20 protein-coding genes are annotated in these 20394 nt (G+C 61.6%); 11 read left to right on the plus strand and 9 right to left on the minus strand.

The genetic code is table 11. The features are described 5' to 3' along the window. Positions 1-25 precede the first annotated feature (25 nt). From ACG2LG_RS05050 to ACG2LG_RS05060, 3 genes are all read left to right on the plus strand, one after another. Complete coding sequence (locus tag ACG2LG_RS05050) at positions 26-478, plus strand: helix-turn-helix domain-containing protein (protein WP_396256907.1); 453 nt, start codon at positions 26-28, stop codon at positions 476-478. Further along, a complete protein-coding gene (locus ACG2LG_RS05055; protein WP_396256909.1) occupies positions 478-1062 on the plus strand; it encodes a PIN domain-containing protein in 585 nt (194 codons plus the stop codon). Before ACG2LG_RS05050 ends, ACG2LG_RS05055 begins: the two co-directional genes overlap by 1 nt. Before the next feature lie 66 nt (positions 1063-1128). Continuing rightward, positions 1129-1602, plus strand: coding sequence for a hypothetical protein (locus ACG2LG_RS05060; RefSeq protein WP_396256910.1), 474 nt, complete (start codon positions 1129-1131; stop codon positions 1600-1602). 26 nt (positions 1603-1628) lie between these two features. On the opposite strand, the gene ACG2LG_RS05065 is transcribed toward ACG2LG_RS05060, so the two are convergent. From ACG2LG_RS05065 to ACG2LG_RS05085, 5 genes are all read right to left on the minus strand, one after another. Continuing rightward, on the minus strand, positions 1629-1799 hold the full coding sequence (locus tag ACG2LG_RS05065) for a hypothetical protein (RefSeq protein ID WP_396256912.1): 171 nt from the start codon (positions 1797-1799) through the stop codon (positions 1629-1631). Between the two features lie 241 nt (positions 1800-2040). Beyond that, entirely contained in the window at positions 2041-2994 is a 954-nt protein-coding gene (locus ACG2LG_RS05070; RefSeq protein WP_396256914.1) for a hypothetical protein, read from the minus strand. 5 nt (positions 2995-2999) lie between these two features. Then, complete coding sequence (locus ACG2LG_RS05075; RefSeq protein WP_396256915.1) at positions 3000-4667, minus strand: AAA family ATPase; 1668 nt, start codon at positions 4665-4667, stop codon at positions 3000-3002. A gap of 6 nt (positions 4668-4673) precedes the next feature. Then, complete coding sequence (locus ACG2LG_RS05080; RefSeq protein ID WP_396256917.1) at positions 4674-4856, minus strand: hypothetical protein; 183 nt, start codon at positions 4854-4856, stop codon at positions 4674-4676. Then, on the minus strand, positions 4853-5005 hold the full coding sequence (locus ACG2LG_RS05085) for a hypothetical protein (RefSeq protein WP_396256919.1): 153 nt from the start codon (positions 5003-5005) through the stop codon (positions 4853-4855). Before ACG2LG_RS05085 ends, ACG2LG_RS05080 begins: the two co-directional genes overlap by 4 nt. Before the next feature lie 620 nt (positions 5006-5625). Between ACG2LG_RS05085 and ACG2LG_RS05090 the strand changes: the two genes are divergently transcribed. Continuing rightward, positions 5626-6513 carry a LysR substrate-binding domain-containing protein gene (locus ACG2LG_RS05090; RefSeq protein ID WP_396256920.1) on the plus strand — a complete coding sequence of 296 codons (888 nt, stop codon included), beginning with the start codon at positions 5626-5628 and terminating at the stop codon, positions 6511-6513. Positions 6514-6589: 76 nt separating this feature from the next. On the opposite strand, the gene lysS is transcribed toward ACG2LG_RS05090, so the two are convergent. Then, entirely contained in the window at positions 6590-8068 is a 1479-nt protein-coding gene (lysS, locus tag ACG2LG_RS05095) for a lysine--tRNA ligase (protein ID WP_396256921.1), read from the minus strand. Positions 8069-8246: 178 nt separating this feature from the next. Here lysS and ACG2LG_RS05100 point away from each other — a divergent pair, with 178 nt between their 5' ends. Next, complete coding sequence (locus tag ACG2LG_RS05100; RefSeq protein WP_396256922.1) at positions 8247-8648, plus strand: YidB family protein; 402 nt, start codon at positions 8247-8249, stop codon at positions 8646-8648. A gap of 164 nt (positions 8649-8812) precedes the next feature. Here the strand turns inward: ACG2LG_RS05100 and ACG2LG_RS05105 are convergent, their stop codons facing one another. Both ACG2LG_RS05105 and ACG2LG_RS05110 read right to left on the minus strand, forming a co-directional pair. Next, positions 8813-9175 carry a hypothetical protein gene (locus tag ACG2LG_RS05105; protein WP_396256923.1) on the minus strand — a complete coding sequence of 121 codons (363 nt, stop codon included), beginning with the start codon at positions 9173-9175 and terminating at the stop codon, positions 8813-8815. 14 nt (positions 9176-9189) lie between these two features. After that, a complete protein-coding gene (locus tag ACG2LG_RS05110) occupies positions 9190-10965 on the minus strand; it encodes a choice-of-anchor tandem repeat NxxGxxAF-containing protein (protein WP_396256925.1) in 1776 nt (591 codons plus the stop codon). A gap of 308 nt (positions 10966-11273) precedes the next feature. On the opposite strand from ACG2LG_RS05110, the gene ACG2LG_RS05115 reads away from it, so the two are divergent. The 3 genes from ACG2LG_RS05115 (at position 11274) to ACG2LG_RS05125 (ending at position 14878) form a co-directional block, all read left to right on the plus strand. Beyond that, on the plus strand, positions 11274-12266 hold the full coding sequence (locus ACG2LG_RS05115; RefSeq protein ID WP_396256926.1) for a hypothetical protein: 993 nt from the start codon (positions 11274-11276) through the stop codon (positions 12264-12266). Between the two features lie 255 nt (positions 12267-12521). Then, positions 12522-13655, plus strand: a complete 1134-nt coding sequence (locus tag ACG2LG_RS05120; protein WP_396256928.1) for an NAD(P)-dependent oxidoreductase — start codon at positions 12522-12524, stop codon at positions 13653-13655. Positions 13656-13684: 29 nt separating this feature from the next. After that, complete coding sequence (locus ACG2LG_RS05125; protein WP_396256929.1) at positions 13685-14878, plus strand: pyridoxal phosphate-dependent aminotransferase; 1194 nt, start codon at positions 13685-13687, stop codon at positions 14876-14878. Positions 14879-15267: 389 nt separating this feature from the next. On the opposite strand, the gene ACG2LG_RS05130 is transcribed toward ACG2LG_RS05125, so the two are convergent. Then, complete coding sequence (locus ACG2LG_RS05130; RefSeq protein ID WP_396256930.1) at positions 15268-16338, minus strand: substrate-binding domain-containing protein; 1071 nt, start codon at positions 16336-16338, stop codon at positions 15268-15270. Between the two features lie 267 nt (positions 16339-16605). On the opposite strand from ACG2LG_RS05130, the gene ACG2LG_RS05135 reads away from it, so the two are divergent. The 3 genes from ACG2LG_RS05135 (at position 16606) to ACG2LG_RS05145 (ending at position 20385) form a co-directional block, all read left to right on the plus strand. Then, on the plus strand, positions 16606-19053 hold the full coding sequence (locus tag ACG2LG_RS05135) for a LamG-like jellyroll fold domain-containing protein (RefSeq protein WP_396256931.1): 2448 nt from the start codon (positions 16606-16608) through the stop codon (positions 19051-19053). Positions 19054-19247: 194 nt separating this feature from the next. Then, positions 19248-19673, plus strand: a complete 426-nt coding sequence (locus ACG2LG_RS05140) for a hypothetical protein (RefSeq protein WP_396256932.1) — start codon at positions 19248-19250, stop codon at positions 19671-19673. Continuing rightward, a complete protein-coding gene (locus ACG2LG_RS05145; protein ID WP_396256934.1) occupies positions 19663-20385 on the plus strand; it encodes a PEP-CTERM sorting domain-containing protein in 723 nt (240 codons plus the stop codon). The genes ACG2LG_RS05140 and ACG2LG_RS05145 overlap by 11 nt, the downstream gene beginning before the upstream one ends. Positions 20386-20394: the final 9 nt, after the last annotated feature.

The following is a 20394-nucleotide window of genomic DNA, read 5'->3' on the forward strand; positions in this document are numbered from 1 at the left end:
CTTATGCTCTCTTCCAGCACAAGCCATGAAATCCTCCGAGTCAGACACACTGAGTCCCACCGATCGGGAGCTTCTGGAGAAGGTCCATGAGGTCATCAACGGCAAGGAGCCTCCAATCCTCCTCGGCCCCGAGGGAGGGCACATCCAGATGCCGCCCGCGCTGTTCCACATCCTCACGCAAGCCACCCGTGCGTTGCTCTCGGGGCAGTCGGTTCAGATCCTCTCCCAGGGAGAGGAGTTCACGACGCAGGCCGCCGCCAACTTCCTCGGCTGCTCGCGTCCATTCCTCGTCAATCTGCTTGAGTCGGGAGAAATTCCCTTCCACTTCGTCGGCACCCACCGCCGCGTCGCGCTGAAGGATCTTCAGGCGTATCGCCGGCAACGCGATCAGGACCGCAAGGCCTCGCTCGCCCGCCTCACCCGGATCGCGGACGACGAGGACTTCGAAGAGGACTCCATGGGCGGGGACGAGGACTGATGAAGGGGGATTTCATCGCCTGTCTCGACGCCTGCGTGCTCTGTCCGCCGGCTCTTTGCGACATCCTCCTTCGGCTTGCCGAGCATCCCCGGCTCTATCGACCGGTCTTCTCCATGGTGATTCTCGAGGAGGTCCGGCGGACCCAGATGACGAAATTCAAGCGTCCCTATTCAAAGGAGAAGGCCGCCTGCTGGAGGGCCGAGGTAATGAAGGCGTTTCCAGAAGCCCTCGTCGAGGGCGGCGAAACGCTCGTTCCCGTCCTGACCAACGACCCGAAAGACCGTCATGTCCTTGCCACGGCCATCAAGGGGCAGGCCCAGATCATCGTCACCGCCAACCTCAAGCACTTCCAGGAACGCGATCTTGCTCCGTGGGACATAGATGCCGTGCATCCTCAGGATTACCTCCTCACTCTCTTCGAGCATTCACCGGAACGGGTGACCGACTGCCTGCGGCGGATCGCCGACGACCGAAGCGGGAACGGGCGGGAAATCACGCCGGAAAGGGTTCTCGGCGCACTCCGAAAAACCGTTCCTCTCTTTGCAGAGGAAGTCGCCGAGGATCTCGGCTGGGAGTTGGAGTGAGTCGCCACACAATAGAGATTTCCTGCCAACTGCATCCTCGGCCAACAATCGGTTGTCGAATCCCTCATGAAACTACCGCTCGGACCGCTCGAATGTGACGCCAAACCCGATCCCCGAAGATTTGAAGGGCAGATATGTCTGAAGACCGGCACACAGATCGGATATTGGGAGGCTTATCTGTGCGAATTCCCCGAGGATCTGGGTGAGCACCTGAATCTCGACGTTCACGGGCTGGCGGGAACCATCCCCCTTCCAGGCCCCCGTTGGCCAATCGCTTACTTGAAGATCATTTGTGTGGGCGAGGCCATCAGAGACCGAGGGTATGGCTCCGATGGGTTGCAGCGATTCCAGTTAGAAGCGGAGAGAAAAGGTGCGGTCCTTGCGTTCGCCCGCATCGGCTGGTGCCCTGATTCTCCGCGAGAGAAGAACATCTATTTCTATCAGCGGGCGGGGTGGTCACTCCATTCTGAAGTTGGAGAGGATGGTCGACCGAAGGACGTGACGTTTGGTTATCTTGAACTCCGAAAAAGTCACCCCTGAGCAGGTAATGGAAAACAGGAAAAGGGTCACAGATCACGGACCTCCTCTTCGATCTCATGAATCAAACGAAGAGCTTCCTCGTGCCCGCTGACCTTCATCAGCGATGTGATTACGGACATCAAAAAACTGCCGCCGACCACTTTCGCGCACTCCATGGCGCACAGAGTCTGGACGACATTGTTCTGGAGGGCCTCCATCTGAAGGTTCTCCGGGAGTTCGGAAAATGCCTCAATCGCCTCGACGTTGCGGACGCTATCAGAATTGCCTCTTGGAGTTGCTGGGACACCATCATCAGGTCGCGTAGAACGTCCTTGGTGATTCCGTCAAAGAATCCGTATTCGTCGCCATCCTGATTCGGGTATTCTCGATTTTGGTTCATGTCTTCCATCAGACGCTCCGTAATGCCTGGTAGAGTTTTCCTGTAATCGTCGACTTGTCTCATCTTTTAATCGTCAGGATTCGGTCCGTTTCTTTTTGGAACGGCTCTGGGAGATTTCCGTCTTGCCAAGCAAAGCGATTATAAAGCCTCAGCCAGAAATCATCGCAGAGCAGACCCACTTGAGTTTCTTCACCCGGATCCTCGTCCGTGCCCCAATTGTAGTCGATACCTCCGAAATCTGTCAGAATGTATCGGGCGTGCAGTCTACCGCCGGTTTCGAGCTCCTTCCAATGCACGACCTTGAGCGTCCAATCGCTCGGCAAATGATCACGAGCCCAACGGTCCCAGTGTCGCTTCTGGAGTTCTGAATTGTAGGTAGTTCTTGCAATGCTAGTATGCACCTCAAGTCGTGCTGGGCGGCTGGCTTCCCTCTCAAGCCGACTAAGGAGATGCCCAAGAACTTTGTGGTACTTAGAATCACATGGACGGAAGAAAGGATCAACGACGTAGATTTCCTTTGCTCGCCGGAAACAGGCCCAGCCAATGGCTATGAGATCAGAAGCGAGTCGCCTCACCTCAATTTGTTGCGGACGGTGAAACGGTTCTTCACTCCGCAAGAATTCGCCCGCTTGAAGCTCCCGGTCTGAAGACGGAGCCCCACTGTGAATGATGAGGTCGAACGGCTCGGCAACCACCCGAGCAGCGTCGACCCAGCAAGATGCAGCCGGGAAGTCCCGCAAAGAGCTCACCAGACTTCGACGAAATGCGCTGGGTTGCGGGTCGTTCTTTTCGAACAAGTCTTGTTGGACCTGGGCCAGAATCCTTGCCGCCTGACGCGCGCTGTTCCGTCCTTCCTGCTCAAACCGAGTCACCGCCTGAAGGACCTGCTTTCTCCACTTGGACGGAAACTGGCAAAGTAACCGTCCTTGTCCGACGCCAAAGTCTCCGTGCAGGGAGTGAAAGTGCTTCCACTCCGCCATCACCTCAGGCTCCACCGCGCACTCAGCAATCATGGGGATTAGTAAAGCTCCTTCGCTCGTTCGGTAAAGAAGCCGGATGGCCACGGGCGGTCGAAGTCGCCGTCGGAGGTGACCGGGAGCTCGACGATCTCGGCGCCTTCGTCGCCGGGCTTCACGTAAAGAACGGCGATGTCCTCGGGGCGGATCCCGCCCGGGCAAGCCTCCCGTAGCGCTGCGGGCCAGTCGTCGGAATCGCCTTCGGTGGTCTCGCGGATCCGGCGGAGGAGGCGGAGGATGAGGTGCTCGCTGTGGGTTTCGATCAGAAAGCGACTATTCAAGTTGTCCACCTCGCTGCCAGGCTCCCCACGTCGCAGGGCAGCATCGATAAACAGGTCCCCAAGTTCGGCCTGCATCCTAGGATGCAGGTGAAGCTCGGGTTGTTCAATGGAGATGAGCATTCCCCTTTGTGTCGTCAGGGACGCCACAACAGGTAGAACGGTGCTGATGCCGTAGCCAAGATCATGCAGCGATAGGGATAGGCCGTCCCTCTGCAAGAAGCAAAGCTCTCTATCAACCCTTTCTGTCTCCGAGCCATTTGAGCCATCAGGCTTGCTGAAAAATGTAGAGCGAGTGCGAACTTCAATCCGAACCTCTCCCTCGGTCAGCTTTGAGAGGGCCTTGCTGGCCCGCCGCCGAAGGCTGTCGTCGAGCAGCATCAACCTCCAAGGCTCGGCTTGGGGATTATCAGGGAGTGAACCAAGATCTAGCGGGTATTCGGGTCTCTCCCGAACAGGGTCAAGGTGAATCCAAAAAGGCGAAAGAGCGTCGAAGCGCGGTAACGGATCGATTTGTGTTTGAGTTGAACACCACTTCGTCCAAAGAAACTGGATCACTTCGAGTTGTCGGTTTTGGATTGCGGACATCCAAGCCGCATCAGCTTCGCCCATCATTGATTCGCCGTAATCCGCTCGATGCCAAGAGAGCCCCCTGAAGAGCTCCCATTCATCCCTGACGCCGGCAGCCTCCGCAAAGATGTCTGGAGGATCAAAAGGAGTGCTTTCGTTAATCTCGATTGGGTGTTCCTTGGAACCAATAGCCTGGATGTCAAAAGCCCCTTCCAGCCATGAAGTAACCTCGCGAAGATTTGGAGGCGAGGTAGAACCACATCTTGTAGAGCTAGCTTCAACCCACTTTGTGAGTTGCCTGATCGCGTGGCTTCTGAGGCGCTTGAGGATTTGGCTGCAGTCTTCCTTCGCGAACCTCCTCTTCATAAAATCGCAGCGGATCAAATCATCGCCGCCGTGGGACAACGAAAATGTGATGGCTGCACCACCTCCCCTATCGAGTCTCCGAAACCTCCACAGGCGCTCTTCCGGATGAGGGGATTCACTAGTTCGCCACAATGGAGTTCCGGAAATTACTGAATGTTGTCCAAGCCGAGTAATGCAGGGATCCCATTGCAGGCCTATTGCAAACCCTTCCTCTTCACTATGTCCGTGCACGAGATTTTGCCAGCCCCCGAGACGGAAGCTAGACCAGACCGCATCCACGCGATCAGGTTCTCCCTTCCCACGAGTTGCGAGCGCATGCTTCAGCGTCGCAAGTGCCCGGAAGATGCATGACTTGCCAGCGCTGTTCGGCCCGAAGATCAGGGTGATTGGTCGGATGGGGACGACCTGCCGTTCCTTGAAGGCCTTGAAGTTCTCGAGGGTGATTCCGGTGATCATGTCGGGTCAGAAGTGCTCGGCGTCGCTGGGGATCGAGTCGATCCCCGTGTCGTCGTCGGAGTAAAACCAGCCGTCTTCGCTGGAACGAGCGAAATCCTCGTTGTCGGGAGCGAGCGATCCCCAGGGGTCGTCGGAGGGATCGAGGTTGAGGCGGGGGTCTTCGTGCTTGTCGCGTGGGTCGTGGGTCATCGTGGTTTTGGTTTCGGGTTGGAGGTTTCGCCGTGGATCTCGGCAAAGGCCAGAAGCATTGCCTCGAAGAAGTTGACTCCGTGCGCCTCGGAACAGGCCGCGCAGACGGCGGCGATCATCGCCTGATCATGAATCTTCTCCTGCATCATGGACTCGGGCGCTGTATCGATCCTCGAAGCAAGATCCGGCTTCCGGCGCTCGACGGACCGGAGAGCGTTTTCTTGGATTCGTGCACCCAGCTTGAGGAAGGTTGCGAGGTCGTCGGGGCTCGGCGGGGTGAGTGAGGAGTGGAGGTTCATCAGTCGTATCGGTGGTTGAAATTGCAGCCGCAGCTTCCGCAGTTACATCGGATCCAGCCGCAGGTGGGGCACTGTGGCAGGGAAAGGCTGTCGATCGGACGGCGGCAACCGTGGCAGTGGGTATGGCGGGCACCCGGCTGGCGGGTCACGTGGCCTGTTGCGGTCGGAACATCAACCACCTCAAGGTGGTCGGCAGGTGCCTCGAAGACCGTGGGGTCGCAGAAGCGGCGGTCCGCCGAGTAGGCCACGATTCGATACCGCGCCGGATTTCCCTCCGGTCGCCAACATGCGACACCTAGAATCCGATGAAGTGCCTTCTCTCCTTGGAAGCGGACAAGGGTGCCGGAACGCAGAGGGCTGGAAAGAGTGGCGGCGTCGGATGACATGGAGGTCGGCGGGCTGAACTCAGGTGTATCAGATTTCCCGAGGCTTGCCATCTGGAAGGGCATAACCTACATGACTGAGTAGTCATGAAAGAAGAGTTTGTCGGAAGGAAAGGCGTGTCGCTGGAGCGCTTTCGCACGCTGTGCGCGGTGGCGGAGGCTGGAGGTGTGATGAACGCGGCGGGGGGCGATCCGAACCGGCAGAGCCTTTACAGCCGTCAGCTCAAGGAACTGGAGCAGGGGCTCGGGTTGGGGCTGCTGGACCGATCATCCTCGCCGAATCGGCTGACGACCACCGGGGCGGAGGTCGAGAGGGCGGCACGGACTTTTCTGGGAGAGATCGGTCGGTTGCTGGAGATCGACGCGGGCCGCGAGCCGGTGGTGGGCATCGGGGCCGGTGAGAGCATCATCCAGTGGCTGTTGTTGCCGCGGCTGGCACCGCGGGCCGGGCTCGGCGGGGTGATGCTCCGCTTTCACAACCTGAAAGCGCGGGTGGCCGAGGAGCGGGTGCGGAGCCGTCGGCTCGATCTCGCGGTGGTCGGCGTGGCGGATTCTCCAGCTGACCTGGAAGCGGAGACACTCGGGCACTACGGCATGGTGCTGGTCGCGTCGAAGGGTCTGCTGAAGCGGGGCAAGATCCGTTTGGAGCGCCTGGCCGGAATGCGGCTGGCGGTGTTGGAGGGCTCGGGTCGAGTCAGGCGACGGCTGGCCGAACTGGAGGCGGGCGGTGGTCCGACGGTGGGATTGGAATGCACGTCGTATCCGCAGGTGATCGAGGCGTGTCTGGAGGGAGGATTCGTGGGGATCGTGCCGAAGATCGTGCGGACGGCGTCGCTGCCTCCGGATTTGGAGATCCGCGAGGTGCCCGAGTTGGCGGAGATCACCACCGACCTGACGATGCTCTGGCATCCGGCGGCCTACGAGGACCGGGCGGAGTTGCGGAAGGTGATCGGGTGGCTTCGGGGGAAGCGTTGATGACGGAGGAACGACGTGGACCCGGCCGGACAAGGGTGGATGGTCCAATGCGGTCCACCGCAGCACACGGGCGGGGCTACTCCTTCTTCTTAAGCAGCGGGAACAGCACCACGTCGCGGATGGTGGGGGCACCGGTGAGCATCATGATCAGGCGGTCGATGCCGATGCCGATGCCGCCGGCGGGCGGCATGCCGTGCTCCAGCGTTTCGATGAAGTCGTAGTCGACGAGTTGTTCCTCCTCGCCGCCGGCCTGGTGCTCGAGGCGCTCGCGCTGGACGTCGGGGTCGTTGAGCTCGGAGTAGCCGGGGCTGATCTCCTGGCCGTTGATGATGAGTTCGTAAACCTCGACCGTCTTGCCACCGGGCGTGACCTTGGCCAGCGGGATGAGCTCGCTGGGGACGCGGGTGACGAAGCAGGGATCAAAAGTGTGCTCCTCGACCTTCTTTTCGAAGACCTGCTGGATGACCTCGTAGTCCTCCATTTCTTCCGAAATCTGCACGCCGAGTTCGTCGCACTTGGCGCGGCGCTGCTCGGGCGTGAGGTCGAAGAAATCGTCGCCGGCCACCTCCTTGACCAGATCGTGGTAGCTGGCGCGCTTCCATGGACGGCTGAGGTCGATGGTGCGGACGACGTTCCCTTCCTCGTTCTTGTGCTCGATCTTCAGTCCCCCGCAGAACTTCTCGGCGAGGTGGCAGGTGAGTTCCTCGACCAGCTCGGCCATGATCTCGAAGTCGGCGAAGGCCTGGTAGGCCTCGAGCATGGTGAACTCGGGGTTGTGGCGGCGGGAGATGCCTTCGTTGCGGAAGTTGCGGTTGAGCTCGAAGACCTTGGTGAAGCCGCCAACGAGCAGGCGCTTGAGGAATAGCTCGGGCGCGATGCGCAGCGTCAGCGGCATGCCGAGCGCGTTGTGGTGGGTCTCGAAAGGACGGGCCGCCGCGCCCCCGGCGACGCTTTGGAGCATCGGCGTCTCCACTTCGAGGTAGCCGCGGCCGTGGAAGAAGTCGCGCATGGCGGCGACCATCTGCGAGCGGGCGACGAACACCGCCGCGCTTTCCTCGTTCGACATCAGGTCGAGGTGACGCTTGCGGTACTTCAGCTCGCGGTCGGCGACGCCGTGCCACTTGTCGGGCATCGGGCGCAGCGACTTCGAGAGGACGGTGAAATGCTCGACCTTCACCGTCGGCTCGCCGGTGCGGGTGATGAAGGTCTCGCCCTCGATCCCGATCCAATCCCCGCGGTCGAGGCAGTCGAAGACCGCCTTCTGCTCGTCGCTCAGCTTCTTCACCGCGATGAAGCCCTGGATCTGGCCCAGCACGTCGCCGATGTGGAAGAAGCACGACTTGCCCATGTTGCGCAGGCCGGTGATGCGGCCAGCGACCTTGACCTGCTTCTCCTCCTCGAAATTCGCGCGGAGTTCGGCCGGCGTGTGGGTGGTCTCGAAGGCCGAGCCGAAGGGGTCGACGCCGAGTTCCCGGAGCTTGGCGAGCTTCTCGCGTCGAACGGCGATCAGTTCGGCTTCAGTGGACTGCGAGGTTTCCTGCGGGGCGTCGGACATGGTGGGGAGGGATTAGAACATCGAACCCGCCTCCGCAAGGGTCGGGATGATCCCACTCCTCGAGGATGCGGTGCTTTGGGCGGGCAGGCATCGAACGTCCAACGTTGAAATCCGCAGTCTTCCCGGGGAATGGCACCTTTCGTCTGGGCAGCCTCGGCGCGGTGGCTAGAGTGGTGCCATGTTCAACTTGTTCGGGGGAAAGAATGCCGACCTCGGCGGCATGGTACAGTCGCTGATGAAGGAGGCCGGTGGTCTCCAGGGCCTGAAGGGAACCCTTGAGTCGGCGGGCCTCGGGGACGCCATGAACTCGTGGATCGGCACCGGGGAAAATCAGGTGGTCGAGGAGAACCAGCTCGCCGACGCGCTGGGCCGGGACAAGATCGAAAAGATGGCGGCCGAGAAGGGCGTGGACCTGAAAAAGATCCTGCCCCTGCTCGCAACCTTCCTGCCCCTGATCATCGACAAGCTCACGCCGGACGGTGACGAAGCCGGGGCGGATGCCAGGATCGACGACAAGCAGGGTCTCGACGACCTGATGCGCGACGTCCTGAAGAGCGGGCTGGGCAAGCTTTTCGGCTGAAGGCGGCGAACGCCTTGGGAGTGCTTGGAGGATTCCGGCTTCTCGTGTGTGGCTGACATCCGGGCCAACAGGGTGGCGGTGGCCTGGACGATGGAGCTGAGGCCGACTGCCAGCGTTTTCCATGCGGGGCAGATGTCGGGCATCACGGATACCCGGATGAATTGCTAAGGACCGGGAGCGGTTTGGGCTCTGACGAAGTTCCTGGGGCCCGTCAGGGTCATCCGAACCTTGCCTTCCCCGTTGTTATCCAAGGTCAGCAGGTTGCCGCCGGTCACGGTACCTGGATCGTTGACCGCATCTCCCTGAGCCAGGCTTTCCACCAAGGTGCCGGGGGCGAAGTCCAATGTGGAAGAGGACCGGAACTCATAAGACGAGCCGGCCGCGCCCTGCAGGGTGAGCTCCCAGGTGTCGCCGCTCACCAAAGCAAAGGAGCTGATGAAAGGCGGTTGCGACGCGGCCGATCGGTCGGGGCCCGACCACAGCGCGATGCCATCGCGCCCGTCCGCCAGTTGGAAGGCATAGGCCACCTGCCCCGAGTCATTCAAGCCGGTCCCCTCGGGGTTGACGGAGGCCGAGTCAATGGCCGCGTAGCCAACGAAGACGAGATCGTGCTGCCGAGCAAGGTATCGCCCTCACGGGCGATTTTGATGAGGCCCTCGACGGGATCGTAGAAATAGAGACCCTCGTCATTGGAGTTTCCGTTCGAGGTCAGCCTCAGCCTGGCTTGGAAAGCAGCCTGCCCGTGGTTGTTGAACGACAGATCATCGAACAGCCAGAAGCGACCGGTCCCTTCCGGGACCACGTCCCTTTCCTGGGCGATCCGCACGATCGCCGTTCCGTCAGTGGCGAAGATCCCGCCGTTGTCGTCGATCCCGTTGGGGGTGTTGTTGAGAAAGGCCAGGAAGGCAACCTCGCCGGAGTCGTTGATGATGGGAAGGCCCGAGTACGTGTTGAAGATGGCGGAGCCGCCGGGAGCAGGGTCTCCCTTCCGCCAGATCTTTTCGAAGGACCCGTTCACCGTCCGGTAAACGCCCGAGTCCGAACCGGGGGCTCCGTCGATCACGGTGCCGATCGCGATGTCCCCGGATTCGTTCATCGTGGGGAATGTGGGAAAGTTGAAGGTGCCTCCGCCGGCATCGGGCACCGGATCGCCGTTGCGGTAAAGTTCGGCCAGGGAAGTGCCATCCCCGAGATAGAGCACCACGTCCCCGCCGAAGGTGTCGGCATAGAAGCTGACCTGGCCGGCGTCGTTGAACGCCAGGCTTTCAATGATCAAGGTGTCTCCAACCACGGTCGCTTCCTGGGCGGAGCGCACGATCTTCGTGGTGGTGGTTCCGTCGGACTTGTAAAGGGCCTCGAATTCGTCGGGATTCGCGGCGTTGTCGATCGAGGCATAAAAGCCGACGGCTCCCGAGTTGTTGATGGCAACCGTGTCGAAGAAGCCGAACTCTCCATCACCGGTCGGAGTCGTGTCGCCCCGGCGCGCGATCTCCGTGAGGCTGAGACCATCGGCGCTGCTGCGCAGGAGGATGTCACCGGCCGCAGCCGCCTCCGCATAGATCGCGATCTCACCGAGTTGGTTGATGACCGGGCGCGCATTGACTTCACCGATGAGATCACCCCCGAACGGATCGTTCGTGCGCACGATCTTTGCGAGTGTGGCGGACGAGGTGCCGCGGTAGATCGCCCGGTCGTCGAAGGTCCCGCCCGGTGTGCCCGCGAGAAAAGCACGGAATGCCATCTGCCCGGCATCGTTCACCACGGGGGAGTTGAAGGACAGAAAGGTGCCACCACCTTCCGGGACCGCGTCACCCTCCAAGGCGATGATGCTGGTCGACGGCAGAGGCAGGCTGGACGGTTCCGGGATGGCCTCGATTTCCACGCCGGTTCCGTCCACGGACAGGAGGTAGGTGTCGAGTTGAGCCCCGTCCTGGTTGTAATTCTGGGTGGCGACGGCCAGCTGATAGGTTGCCCCGGCAGGGAGGCTGAACGACGCGAACGAGATCGTGTCCCCAGGAGTGGCACTGGACTGCGTGTTGTCGGCCGCGCTGTAAATATCGGTCGGAGACTCCCAATCCGGGGTGGGGAGAAGCGGGGTCGACCAGTAGGCGGCCCAGGGACGCAGGAGGGCCCCTGCATCGATGGTGAGCGTCACGGTCACGCTTGAAGCCGTTGGATTCGAAAGCTCGTAGAGATCGTAGTAGAACGTCTTCGAGGTGCTGTCGGTGGCGAGGAAGTCGCTGGGCGTCAGTTCTCCGTTGATGTTCTGCACGGAAGCCCGGGCAAGGCCCGAGCACAGGATGAGCGTCGCGAGCAAGGCAACATGGGAACCGCGGACCGGAATTTTTGTTTTGGGGGCGTATGCCCCCGAAGGGAGGACTTTCATGGTGCCGATATGATTAAAAATGCATCAAAGACTAGTGATTACGACGTATTCTCACGTCAGCGCAAGCAACAATCGGCGACTCGAGGGCGGGCTAGGTGCTCTCCCCGGCGAGATGGCTGGAGCATGGTTCGATCGATCGCGGGTCCCGGGCGTGGAGTGGACCGTTGGCATGGCGAAGGATGGCGATCCCGAGATCGAAGGGTGAAATAGGGGTGACGGGTCCATCGGTATGGGGATGCATGAGAGCCCTGCTTCTGCTGCCGCTACTTTTTCTGGGAAACACCTCCGCCGAACCCGCCCCGTTCGGGCATGGCTGGGTCGGCCTCAGACCGCTTCCCCGGGACGAGCGGGACCACAAGTCCAACCACGGGGGATCCTGGGCGGGAACCCCGACCTACGCCGAGCAGAAGGGGCAGTATCCCTTCGTCGCGGAGAACGTGGACCTCGTCAAAGGCTGGCTCGGTGGCGACTTCAAGACCAAGCGCATGTTCATGGAGCACTACTGGGGGCTGGGGGGCGACCGCGATCACCCGGATCCCGGCAAAAACCTTCTCATCCAGACCATCCGCAAGTGGGAGACGGAGGGCGGGACGATCGAGCACATCCTTCTCTGCCGTGAATACCGGCTGGCCATCCACCGGGGCCACGACAAGGCGAAGCCCGGTCCCTTCAAGGAGGATACCCGCATCCTCTATGCCGAGGACATCGACCAGATTCGCAGGATCTTCAAGGAAGCCCATGCCCGGGGCCTCACCCGGCACGACAACTACAAGATCATGATGATGGTCGAGCACCCCTCCTTCTTCGCCACCGACGAGCGGGTGAAACCCATCGTCGATCGGGTCGAGGGCATCGCCTACGAGGCGCACCAATTCAACCGCCACTGGCCGCTCGAAACCGGCTGGTCCAAACCCGAGGAGGTGATCAAGGGGGCCAGGTGGACCCTCGATCAGGGCAAGGACTACGTCTTCTACTTCGGGCCCATCATCTGGAAGGGCCCGCAGATCGAGCACCCGAAGAACAAGCGGTATGAACCCTTCATCGAGCGCCAGTGGCTGCAGACCTACTGGGAAATGGGCCTGCCGAAGCACCACCCGAGGATGCACTACTACCTCAACACTTTCCCCCATGGCTGTGGGAGGGGGCGGCCCGTGGGCCCGGAAACCGACCCGCACTCGACCACCGGTTTCACCAAGTGGCTGATCGAGGAGATCAAGGGGGGCAAGCCCTGACCCTCCCGTGGAATCGTGTGCGGATGGGCGGGGAAGTTCTTCTCCAGGTCCCCTTGGATCGCGGGGGAAGGCGGTGGATGGCGGCAGATGGGAATCCGCCTGCGTGACCGGTGGAGAACGTTGAGGCACGAGAAAGGTGGCGGGCTTGGCGGGCTCCTCTGCAGATGCTGCGGATTGCTGCGCATCCCTTCACGCGGGGGCTCCTGCCGGGGGGCTTTGGCTTGAGCTTGGCGGAGGCTTCGCAACACTTCGTGCATGAGCAGCCTGCAACCAACGATCGTGAATCCAGAGGGTAGCTTGAGGGTGGTGGTGACCAAGGAACTACCGGGAACCCATTGGCAGGATATCCTGACGGCGGCGGATTGCCGGATCGAGATCGCCCCCGGGACCGAGATCCTCGGCAAGGACGAGATCCGGACCCTGATCGGCGAAAAGTGCGACGGGGCGATCGGGCAGCTGACCGAGCCCTGGGACGAGGAGACCCTCGGGATGCTGAAGGCGGCGGGCGGCCGGGCCTACAGCAACTATGCGGTGGGCTACAACAACGTCGACGTCGCGGCGGCGACGGCGCTCGGGATCCCGGTCGGCAACACGCCCGGAGTGCTGACCGAGACGACCGCCGAACTGGCGATCGCGCTGACTTTCGCGGCCTCGCGGCGGATCGTGGAATCGGATCGATTCATGCGCGGTGGCAAGTTCCATGGCTGGCTGCCGACCTTGTTCATGGGGCAGCTTTTCCATGGCAAGACGGTGGGCATCGTCGGGGCGGGCCGCATCGGTGCGGCGTACGCGCGGATGATGGTGGAGGGGCACAAGATGAATCTGGTGTATTTCGACCTTCATCCGAACGAGGCGCTCGAGGCTTACGTGGCCGACTACGGCGCCTTCCTTGAGAAGCATGGCGAGCCGGCGGTGACCTGCCGGCGGGTCGGGACGCTGGAGGAGCTGTTGGGCGAGGCCGACCTGGTGAGCCTGCACACCGTGCTCGACGAAAAGACCAAGGGAATGATCAACGCCGAGCGGCTGGCCCTGATGAAGGAGGACGCGATCCTCGTGAACAGCAGCCGCGGGCCGATCATCGACGAGAAGGCTCTGGTGGCTCATTGCCGGGCGCATCCGGACTTCCGCGTCGGCCTCGACGTGTTCGAAGAGGAGCCGGCCATGGCACCCGGTCTGGCGGATCTGGACAACGTCGTGATCGTCCCGCACATCGCCTCGGCGACGGTGTGGACGCGCGAGGGGATGGCATCGCTGGCGGCGGCCAATGTCGCAGCCATCCTGCAGGGGCAGCCCGTCTGGGATGGCGAAGGCGTGCTCGACTTCCTCGAGGGGACGCCGCCCGCAGCCGCTCCGAGCATCGTGAATGCGAAGGAACTGAACCTCAGCTAGAAGCCTTTTTCCCCACCACCCCTACCGTCATGAACATCGCCGACCGCATTGCCAATCTCGGGACCGAAACCGCCTTTGCCGTTTCGGCCGAGGCCGCCGCTTTCGCCGCCAAGGGCAACCATGTGTATCCCTTCCACCTCGGGGACATGAATCTTCCGACCCCGTCGACCGTGGTCGAGGGGGCGATCAAGGCGCTGCGCGACGGCAAGACGGGGTATTGCCCGAACGGCGGCATTCCGCAGCTCCGGGAGGCGCTGGCCGATGACATTTCGAGAACCCATGGAGTGAGTTACACCGCGGACAACGTGGCGGTGCAGCCGGGGGGCAAGCCGGTGATCGGGAAGTTCATCCAAGCGGTGATGAACCCGGGGGACGAGGTGTTGTATCCGAATCCGGGCTATCCGATCTACGAGTCGCAGATCGAGTATCACGGCGGCACCGCACTGCCGTACGGCTATCTCGAGTCGGACGCCGGTTTTGCCATCGATATCGATGCGATCGAGCGACAGATCACCCCGAAGACGCGGGTGCTGGTGTTGAACGACCTGCAGAACCCGATCGGTGCCGAGGCGAGTCCGGAGGAGTTCGAGCGGCTGGCGGCGATCGTCCGCGAGCACGACCTCACGGTGCTGTGCGACGAGGCGTATTTCGAGATCCGCTATTCGGGGGAGAGCCGTTCTTTCGTGAGTCTTCCGGACATGCTCGAGCGCTGTGTCATCCTCTACACCTTCTCGAAGAAGTATGCGATGACCGGCTGGCGGCTTGGGGCCGCGGTGGGTCCGAAGGACGTGATCGACGTGATCGCCAAGCTGAACGTCAACGACGAGTCGTGCTCGAACCATTTCGTCCAGTATGGCGGCCTGGCGGGCCTGACCGGCGACCCGACCGAGGTCCACCAGATTGTGGCGACGCTCAAGCAGCGGCGGGATGCGGCGGCGGCGGCGCTCAACGCGATCGAGGGGGTCCGCTGCGCGGTCCCCGAGGCCACCTTCTACCTGTTCCCCAACGTGACCGGGGCGATGGCAAACCGGGGTTTCGACAGCTACGACGCGTTCCGCAAGGCATGCCTCGAGGCGACCGGGGTGTCATTCTGCACGCGGCTGCATTTCGGGCGGCCCGTGCCGGGCGAGAGCGAGCGATACATCCGTCTCGCTTATTCGGGAATCGACATCGACCAGATCGAGGAAGGGTTGGGCAGGCTGAAGGCGTTTCTCGAGTCCTGATAAATTCCCGGCCCGCGGGTCGGGGAGCGCGGATCGGGTGGGGACTGCCAGGAGATCGCTTTTTCAGGGCTCGGCTGAATGAGGCGGCCCGCGGGCCCGGAAACCGACCCGCACTCCACCATCGGTTTCACCAAGTGGCTGATCAAGGAGATCGAGGGGCAGAAGCCCTGAACCTGCCATGGAATCGTGATCTCACGACCGGGTAAGTGCTCCTTCAAGATGCCGCCGGTAGGATCAAGTGGGCCGACATTGGAGAGGTGAAACACTTCATGGGAACCTGATTTCTCGGGTCCAGCCCCCCGATGCTCTGCGGAACGTGTCCGCAAGCCCCGGGCTGGAACGTTTTCTCGGCCGAGGGAGCGTTCGTGACCATTTGGGTCGACGCGGTATTACCCCGCTCCCGCCACGCTTTCACCGTGCTTGAACGTCATCTCCACCAGATGGTTGCCGGTACTTTCCATTCCTCGGCCGATCCACTTCTTGAATTGCCTGACCACCTCATCATTTGGAAACCACATCATGGTCGGCTTCGGATGGAGCCACTCCAGCAGTGGGTTGAACCCCATCATCACCACGGAAAGCCTATTGGGAATCCTGAGGCCCGCCCGGGCGCAGAAGCCGTAGAGGGACAACAATTGCCAGTCCGTATCGACGATCACCGCCGTGGGTTCGAGGTGCAGGAAGTTCTCCTGCCAAAAACGGATCCAGGCCTCTGGAGCCGGAGTCGTGCAGGCCTGGCAGAATCGATCGAGTGAGTCGGGTGCCCGGTCCGTCTCGTCAGCGTTGCGCATGCCCTCGATCAGGGAGGGTACCATCCACGGGTACTCCGTGGTGGCGAGGATGCGCCGGTGGCCCCGTTCCGAAAGATGGCGAACGACGCGGCTGACCTCCCAGCTTACACTGAAGGCGAGAAGCGTCGCGGCATGCTCCCTCGGAGGCGGGCCGCCAAGCTGGAACGTCGGCAGTCGTTTGCTGGTTTCGTCAGGCCAGGTGCCGCCCGGGCAGAGTGTGACGATGGCGTCCGCCGAATGTCGCGCGATCAGCGTCTCGATCCTGCTTCCCGGAGACTTGCGATACTGGAAATCGACACCCTGCCATACGACGCGGCCACCCTCTTGCTCCCACGCCTCTTGGAGGGCGCGAAGCAGAAGTTCCTCGTCATGGGGAATGGGAACCAGCGATTGGTGGAGGATCAACAGCACCGGGGTGCGGGAGTCGGCATGCATTTCGATCGCGGCCGGGAGAATCCGAGGCCCCTTGCCGGGCTCCGCCGTTCCGAGCATCCCATCCCGCTCGAGGAGCGCCACCGCCGCCGAGCAGGTGCGCTGGCTCACTTGATAGCGCTGCGCGAGCAGCCGCCGTCCCGGGAGACGATCATTCCAAACTCCCGAGGAGATGTCCTCCCGAATGTGGCGGGCGACCTGCGCAGGCAGGCTGGTCTTCTCGATCGGCCGCTTCATGGCAGGCTGTTATCCCATCGATGGCAGTTTCACGACCCCAAAGCGCTTGGATGGGATGCTCGCTCAATCGGAGCTGGGTGGTAACAAAAAGTTGCCACCAATTTGTCGATCCAAGTGCTGGTCGGGGAAGGGGAGACGGTGCTCCCTTTCCCGGAGAAGACCGTAGCTTCAGGATATGATCCCGATTTTTCCCGATGCTCCCCTGCCTCACCCGGGCAACGGAGCGGAGGTCTCCTATCCGCCAATCACGATCATCCAACCCCTTTCATGAGATCCACCTTGAAGAATACCATTGTGGCGATGGCTTTTCCGGCGTGCATGCTTAGCATCCCGGCCGATGCAGCCATCACCCAGTGGATCGCCACGGCCCAGGCGACCACCGGCAACGTCACCGCCTCGGACAACAACGGGGCGGGCTGGACCTTCGACCGGAACGCCGGCGGCACCGGCGTCGCCTATGACTTCGGAGCCCTTGATGCCTTGGGCGACAAGCCGGTGGACGGCGCTACCGTGGAATTCCTTTTCAACTTCGAGAATGTCGGGAATTCCATCACCATCGGGACCGTCGGCGGATGGTCGCCCGGCAGCGAGAAGAACCAGTTCAAGCTCGAACAGTGGAACAACACCGGCAAGTTCGGGATCACGTTGGAGGGAATTTCCGATTACTCGCTCACCACCGATTCGATTTTCGACCAAACCGTCCACGTGGTGTTTGTCCGGAGGTCCAACGGCGAGATGGACATGTATATCAACGGAATCTTCGCCGAAACCCATGCCGCCAAGACCAATTGGCGGATGGATGGCGGCCAAGGAATGCTCGGTGCGCGGTCGACCGGCACTTCCGATCTCGCCACCGGAAGCATGTTCGGCGTGGCTTCTTATGACACGGCCTTGAGCGCCGGTCAGATCGCGTCGCTTTACAATGCCTTTTCCAGCAGCGCCTCCAATTCGCTGACATGGGGCGGGACGGATGACGACTGGACCGTGCCCGCGAACTGGGTGGAGAGCTCGGTGCCGGTCACGGACGGAACTTCGGACGTTTTCATTCCCTCCGGAACCGCCAACTTCGCCGGCCAACTCGATTTCACGGGCGGCAGTCTCCTCACCGTCAATGGAGGCATTCTCCGACAAACGACCGCCACCTCCGAATCGCTGGGATTCCAAGGCAGTTCCCGATTCGCCGTCTCGAACGGGGGTGAACTGGACGCCCAGGTGCTGCTCTCGATCAATGCGTCGACGGGCAACTCCCTCTCCGACGGCACCATCACCACCGGACGCCTTGAACTCTCGAACGGATCCTCGCTGACCGTTTCCGACAACGCCCTCCTCACCGCGGATTCCGGCCAGAGCTCGCTCGATGGTGGCAGCAGCATCACCCTCAACGCCTCCACTCTCGCCTTTCGTGATCTCTCGCTCGGCGACACCGGCGGAACTCCCAGCACCATCGGGATCGGCAACGGAGCCCTGTTGGAACTCGATGCCGCCGGTCTCGGCACGGCAACGGACGTGATCACCATCTCCGGGCAATCGTTGGTCAACTTCCCCAGCGGAACGACGGGCACGGTCTTCATCGACAACATCAGCATCGTGGAGGTCGAGGCCATGATCGCGACCGGCAGGTTCGGACTCGGTGGCGTCCGCTACGTCAATCCCGACGGCTACTCGCTCGTCGCCATCGGCAACGGCGTCGAGATCGGTGAAGGATTGCAGGTCGTCCAAGTGGTTTGGGGCGGGAGCGACGCCGATTGGTCGGTGGGAAGCAACTGGGTCGGCGGCGAGGTGCCGCGGATCGCCGGAGAGGATGACGCCATCATTTCGAGCGGCACCGCAAACTATCTGGGCCAGCTCACCTTCACCGATGGCAGCCTGCTTACGATCAATGGCGCCACGCTCACCCAGACGACGGCAGGAACGGACTATCTCCGTTTCCACAATGGCAGCACATTCGCCATCTCCAACGGCGGCGCGCTCAACGCCGAGGTGCGGCTGCGCATCTGGCGTTCGGCGGGCAGCACGATCTCCAACGGGTCCATCACCGCCGGCCAGGTCGAAGTGAACGACAACGCCACGCTTGCCTTGGGCGACGGTGCGCTCGTCACCGCCACCGCTGGACGGACCCTCCTCAACAACAACGCCTGGATCGAGGTTGGGAACGGCGCCACAATCGTTCTGCGCGACGTCTTTCTCGGGGCCTATGCCGGATTCCCAAGCTTCATCCGGGTGCTCGAAGGAGGGACGCTGCAATTCGACGCCGCAACTGCGGCAGTCCCCACCGACGTGATCACGATCGAGGGAGGCTCATTCATCGACCTTCCCGCCGATACGACCGCGAATGTCTTCATCGACAACATCAGCCAGGCGGATTTCGAGGCCTTGATCGCGGCCGGAAAGTTCGGCATCGACCAGACCCGAATCACCGACCTGAGCCGCTACGAGCTGGTGTCCCAAGGCTCCGGTTTTGTCATTCGCGGGCTGTCCGCCGTGGAGGCTCAGGGCCCTCAGGTCACGGTGATCGGCTTCAATGCTGGTGCGGAGTTGGAGATCCTGGCCACGGGCTTGGATCCTGCCACGACCTACACGCTGTACAGGGGAACGGATCTCGGAACCTTCCCTGATCCGATTCAATCGCCAGTAACCGGTGCGACCGAACAGACCTTCATCGACAGCACTCCACCGGCAGGCAAGGCCTTCTATCGACTCGAGTGGACTCCCTAGTTTCCTCCGCGCCAAGTTCGCTCAAGAAACCATTCACTGAGTTTGTCGGAGGTCTTTTCCGGGGTGCGGTCTCGAAGAGTGGCATCGGATTCTTGTTGCGGTGCCAGCACTGCGTCCTCGGCACGGTTTGAGCTGAAGAAAAATCACTCCGGCCACTCTACCAGCCTATCCCGTTCATTGGTATCAGGTGCGTCGTGGGTCGCGGAGTTGCCGAGGACAAGGTGAAGGGTTCCCCTTCTTGGCTAGGGATAACAGCCGTCCAGATTCGTGAAGAACTTCAGCAACTGAAGACGCCTCGATGGGATGGCCGCTCGATCCGATCCGGGCGGTACCACGATGTTGCCACCAATTTCTCGATCCGGGTGCTGGCCGGGGTAGGGCAGATGGTGCTTTCCTTCGGGAAAATACCGATTGTGCTTGCGTGCATGTTTGTCATCCCTTACGATGCGGCCCTTCCCTCCTTCCCTCGCGGCTTGCCGTGGATCAATCCACCGCCGGCAAGGTTTCCGCTTCCGACGATGCCAACCGAATCGATCTTCCATGAAATTCCAACTTCTCCCATTGATGGCACATCTCGGTCTGACCGCAGTGGCTTCCGCTGCGACGACCGTGAAAATTGATTTTGGCGCGGTCTCGGCGACCACGGGACCGGGCGAAGTTTACAACAACATCTCCCTGAGCGAGAATGTCGACGAGGCGGCCGGAACGAACGTGAATGTCTGGACCGGCGGTGGTGGCGGGACACCCAATCAGGTCTTGCTGAACGACATCACCGGCGTGGCCAGCGGGTGGTCCTTGGATGCCACGCTCACCACGGCAGGATCATCCCCGGATTTCGGTGTGGCGGGGGCTGGTGGCAACTTCACCGGAACCGTGGCACCCCTGGCGGCCAGCGCCTTTGCATCCACTGCGACCGTCGACGGCTTGTTCATCCAGGACACGGCTGCGATCACCTTCTTCATTTCCGGGTTGAATGACGGCCTGACCTACAACCTCCTTGGGTTCGTGGGGCGTGACAACAACACCGGCGCCCAAGCACCCACCAGCCTGACGACCGGGACGGGCGGAAGTGCGTTCTGGCAATCCCAGGACGGCACGATCACCGCTGGAGAACTTACCACTCAGGATCCGAACGGAACCGCGGGTGGGATCGCGTTCGGTTGGAACGGAGTCTCACCGACGAGTGGTCAGATCGCGTTTACGATGGGATCCAACGCCGATCTTCTTGTGGACATCAAGGCTCTCTCCATCACCGCCGTGCCGGAGCCTTCCTCCTTGGCTCTGCTGCCGATCGGGGTAGCCGGGATGCTGGCTCGCCGCCGCCGGTGCTGAGCTTGTCGG

Origin of the sequence: Haloferula sp. A504 (genome assembly GCF_044385805.1) — a bacterium.
Classification (GTDB): Bacteria; Verrucomicrobiota; Verrucomicrobiia; order Verrucomicrobiales; family Akkermansiaceae; genus Haloferula.

Coding starts and splice junctions, on each gene's coding strand:
- ACG2LG_RS05085 (WP_396256919.1), bottom strand. CDS start 5,005: ATGATGCAGGAGAAGATTCATGATCAGGCGATGATCGCCGCCGTCTGC.
- ACG2LG_RS05100 (WP_396256922.1), top strand. CDS start 8,247: ATGTTCAACTTGTTCGGGGGAAAGAATGCCGACCTCGGCGGCATGGTA.
- ACG2LG_RS05115 (WP_396256926.1), top strand. CDS start 11,274: ATGAGAGCCCTGCTTCTGCTGCCGCTACTTTTTCTGGGAAACACCTCC.
- ACG2LG_RS05090 (WP_396256920.1), top strand. CDS start 5,626: ATGAAAGAAGAGTTTGTCGGAAGGAAAGGCGTGTCGCTGGAGCGCTTT.
- ACG2LG_RS05120 (WP_396256928.1), top strand. CDS start 12,522: ATGAGCAGCCTGCAACCAACGATCGTGAATCCAGAGGGTAGCTTGAGG.
- ACG2LG_RS05125 (WP_396256929.1), top strand. CDS start 13,685: ATGAACATCGCCGACCGCATTGCCAATCTCGGGACCGAAACCGCCTTT.
- ACG2LG_RS05135 (WP_396256931.1), top strand. CDS start 16,606: ATGAGATCCACCTTGAAGAATACCATTGTGGCGATGGCTTTTCCGGCG.
- ACG2LG_RS05075 (WP_396256915.1), bottom strand. CDS start 4,667: ATGATCACCGGAATCACCCTCGAGAACTTCAAGGCCTTCAAGGAACGG.
- ACG2LG_RS05055 (WP_396256909.1), top strand. CDS start 478: ATGAAGGGGGATTTCATCGCCTGTCTCGACGCCTGCGTGCTCTGTCCG.
- ACG2LG_RS05070 (WP_396256914.1), bottom strand. CDS start 2,994: ATGATTGCTGAGTGCGCGGTGGAGCCTGAGGTGATGGCGGAGTGGAAG.
- ACG2LG_RS05065 (WP_396256912.1), bottom strand. CDS start 1,799: ATGGAGGCCCTCCAGAACAATGTCGTCCAGACTCTGTGCGCCATGGAG.
- ACG2LG_RS05080 (WP_396256917.1), bottom strand. CDS start 4,856: ATGACCCACGACCCACGCGACAAGCACGAAGACCCCCGCCTCAACCTC.
- ACG2LG_RS05050 (WP_396256907.1), top strand. CDS start 26: ATGAAATCCTCCGAGTCAGACACACTGAGTCCCACCGATCGGGAGCTT.
- ACG2LG_RS05130 (WP_396256930.1), bottom strand. CDS start 16,338: ATGAAGCGGCCGATCGAGAAGACCAGCCTGCCTGCGCAGGTCGCCCGC.
- ACG2LG_RS05060 (WP_396256910.1), top strand. CDS start 1,129: ATGAAACTACCGCTCGGACCGCTCGAATGTGACGCCAAACCCGATCCC.
- lysS (WP_396256921.1), bottom strand. CDS start 8,068: ATGTCCGACGCCCCGCAGGAAACCTCGCAGTCCACTGAAGCCGAACTG.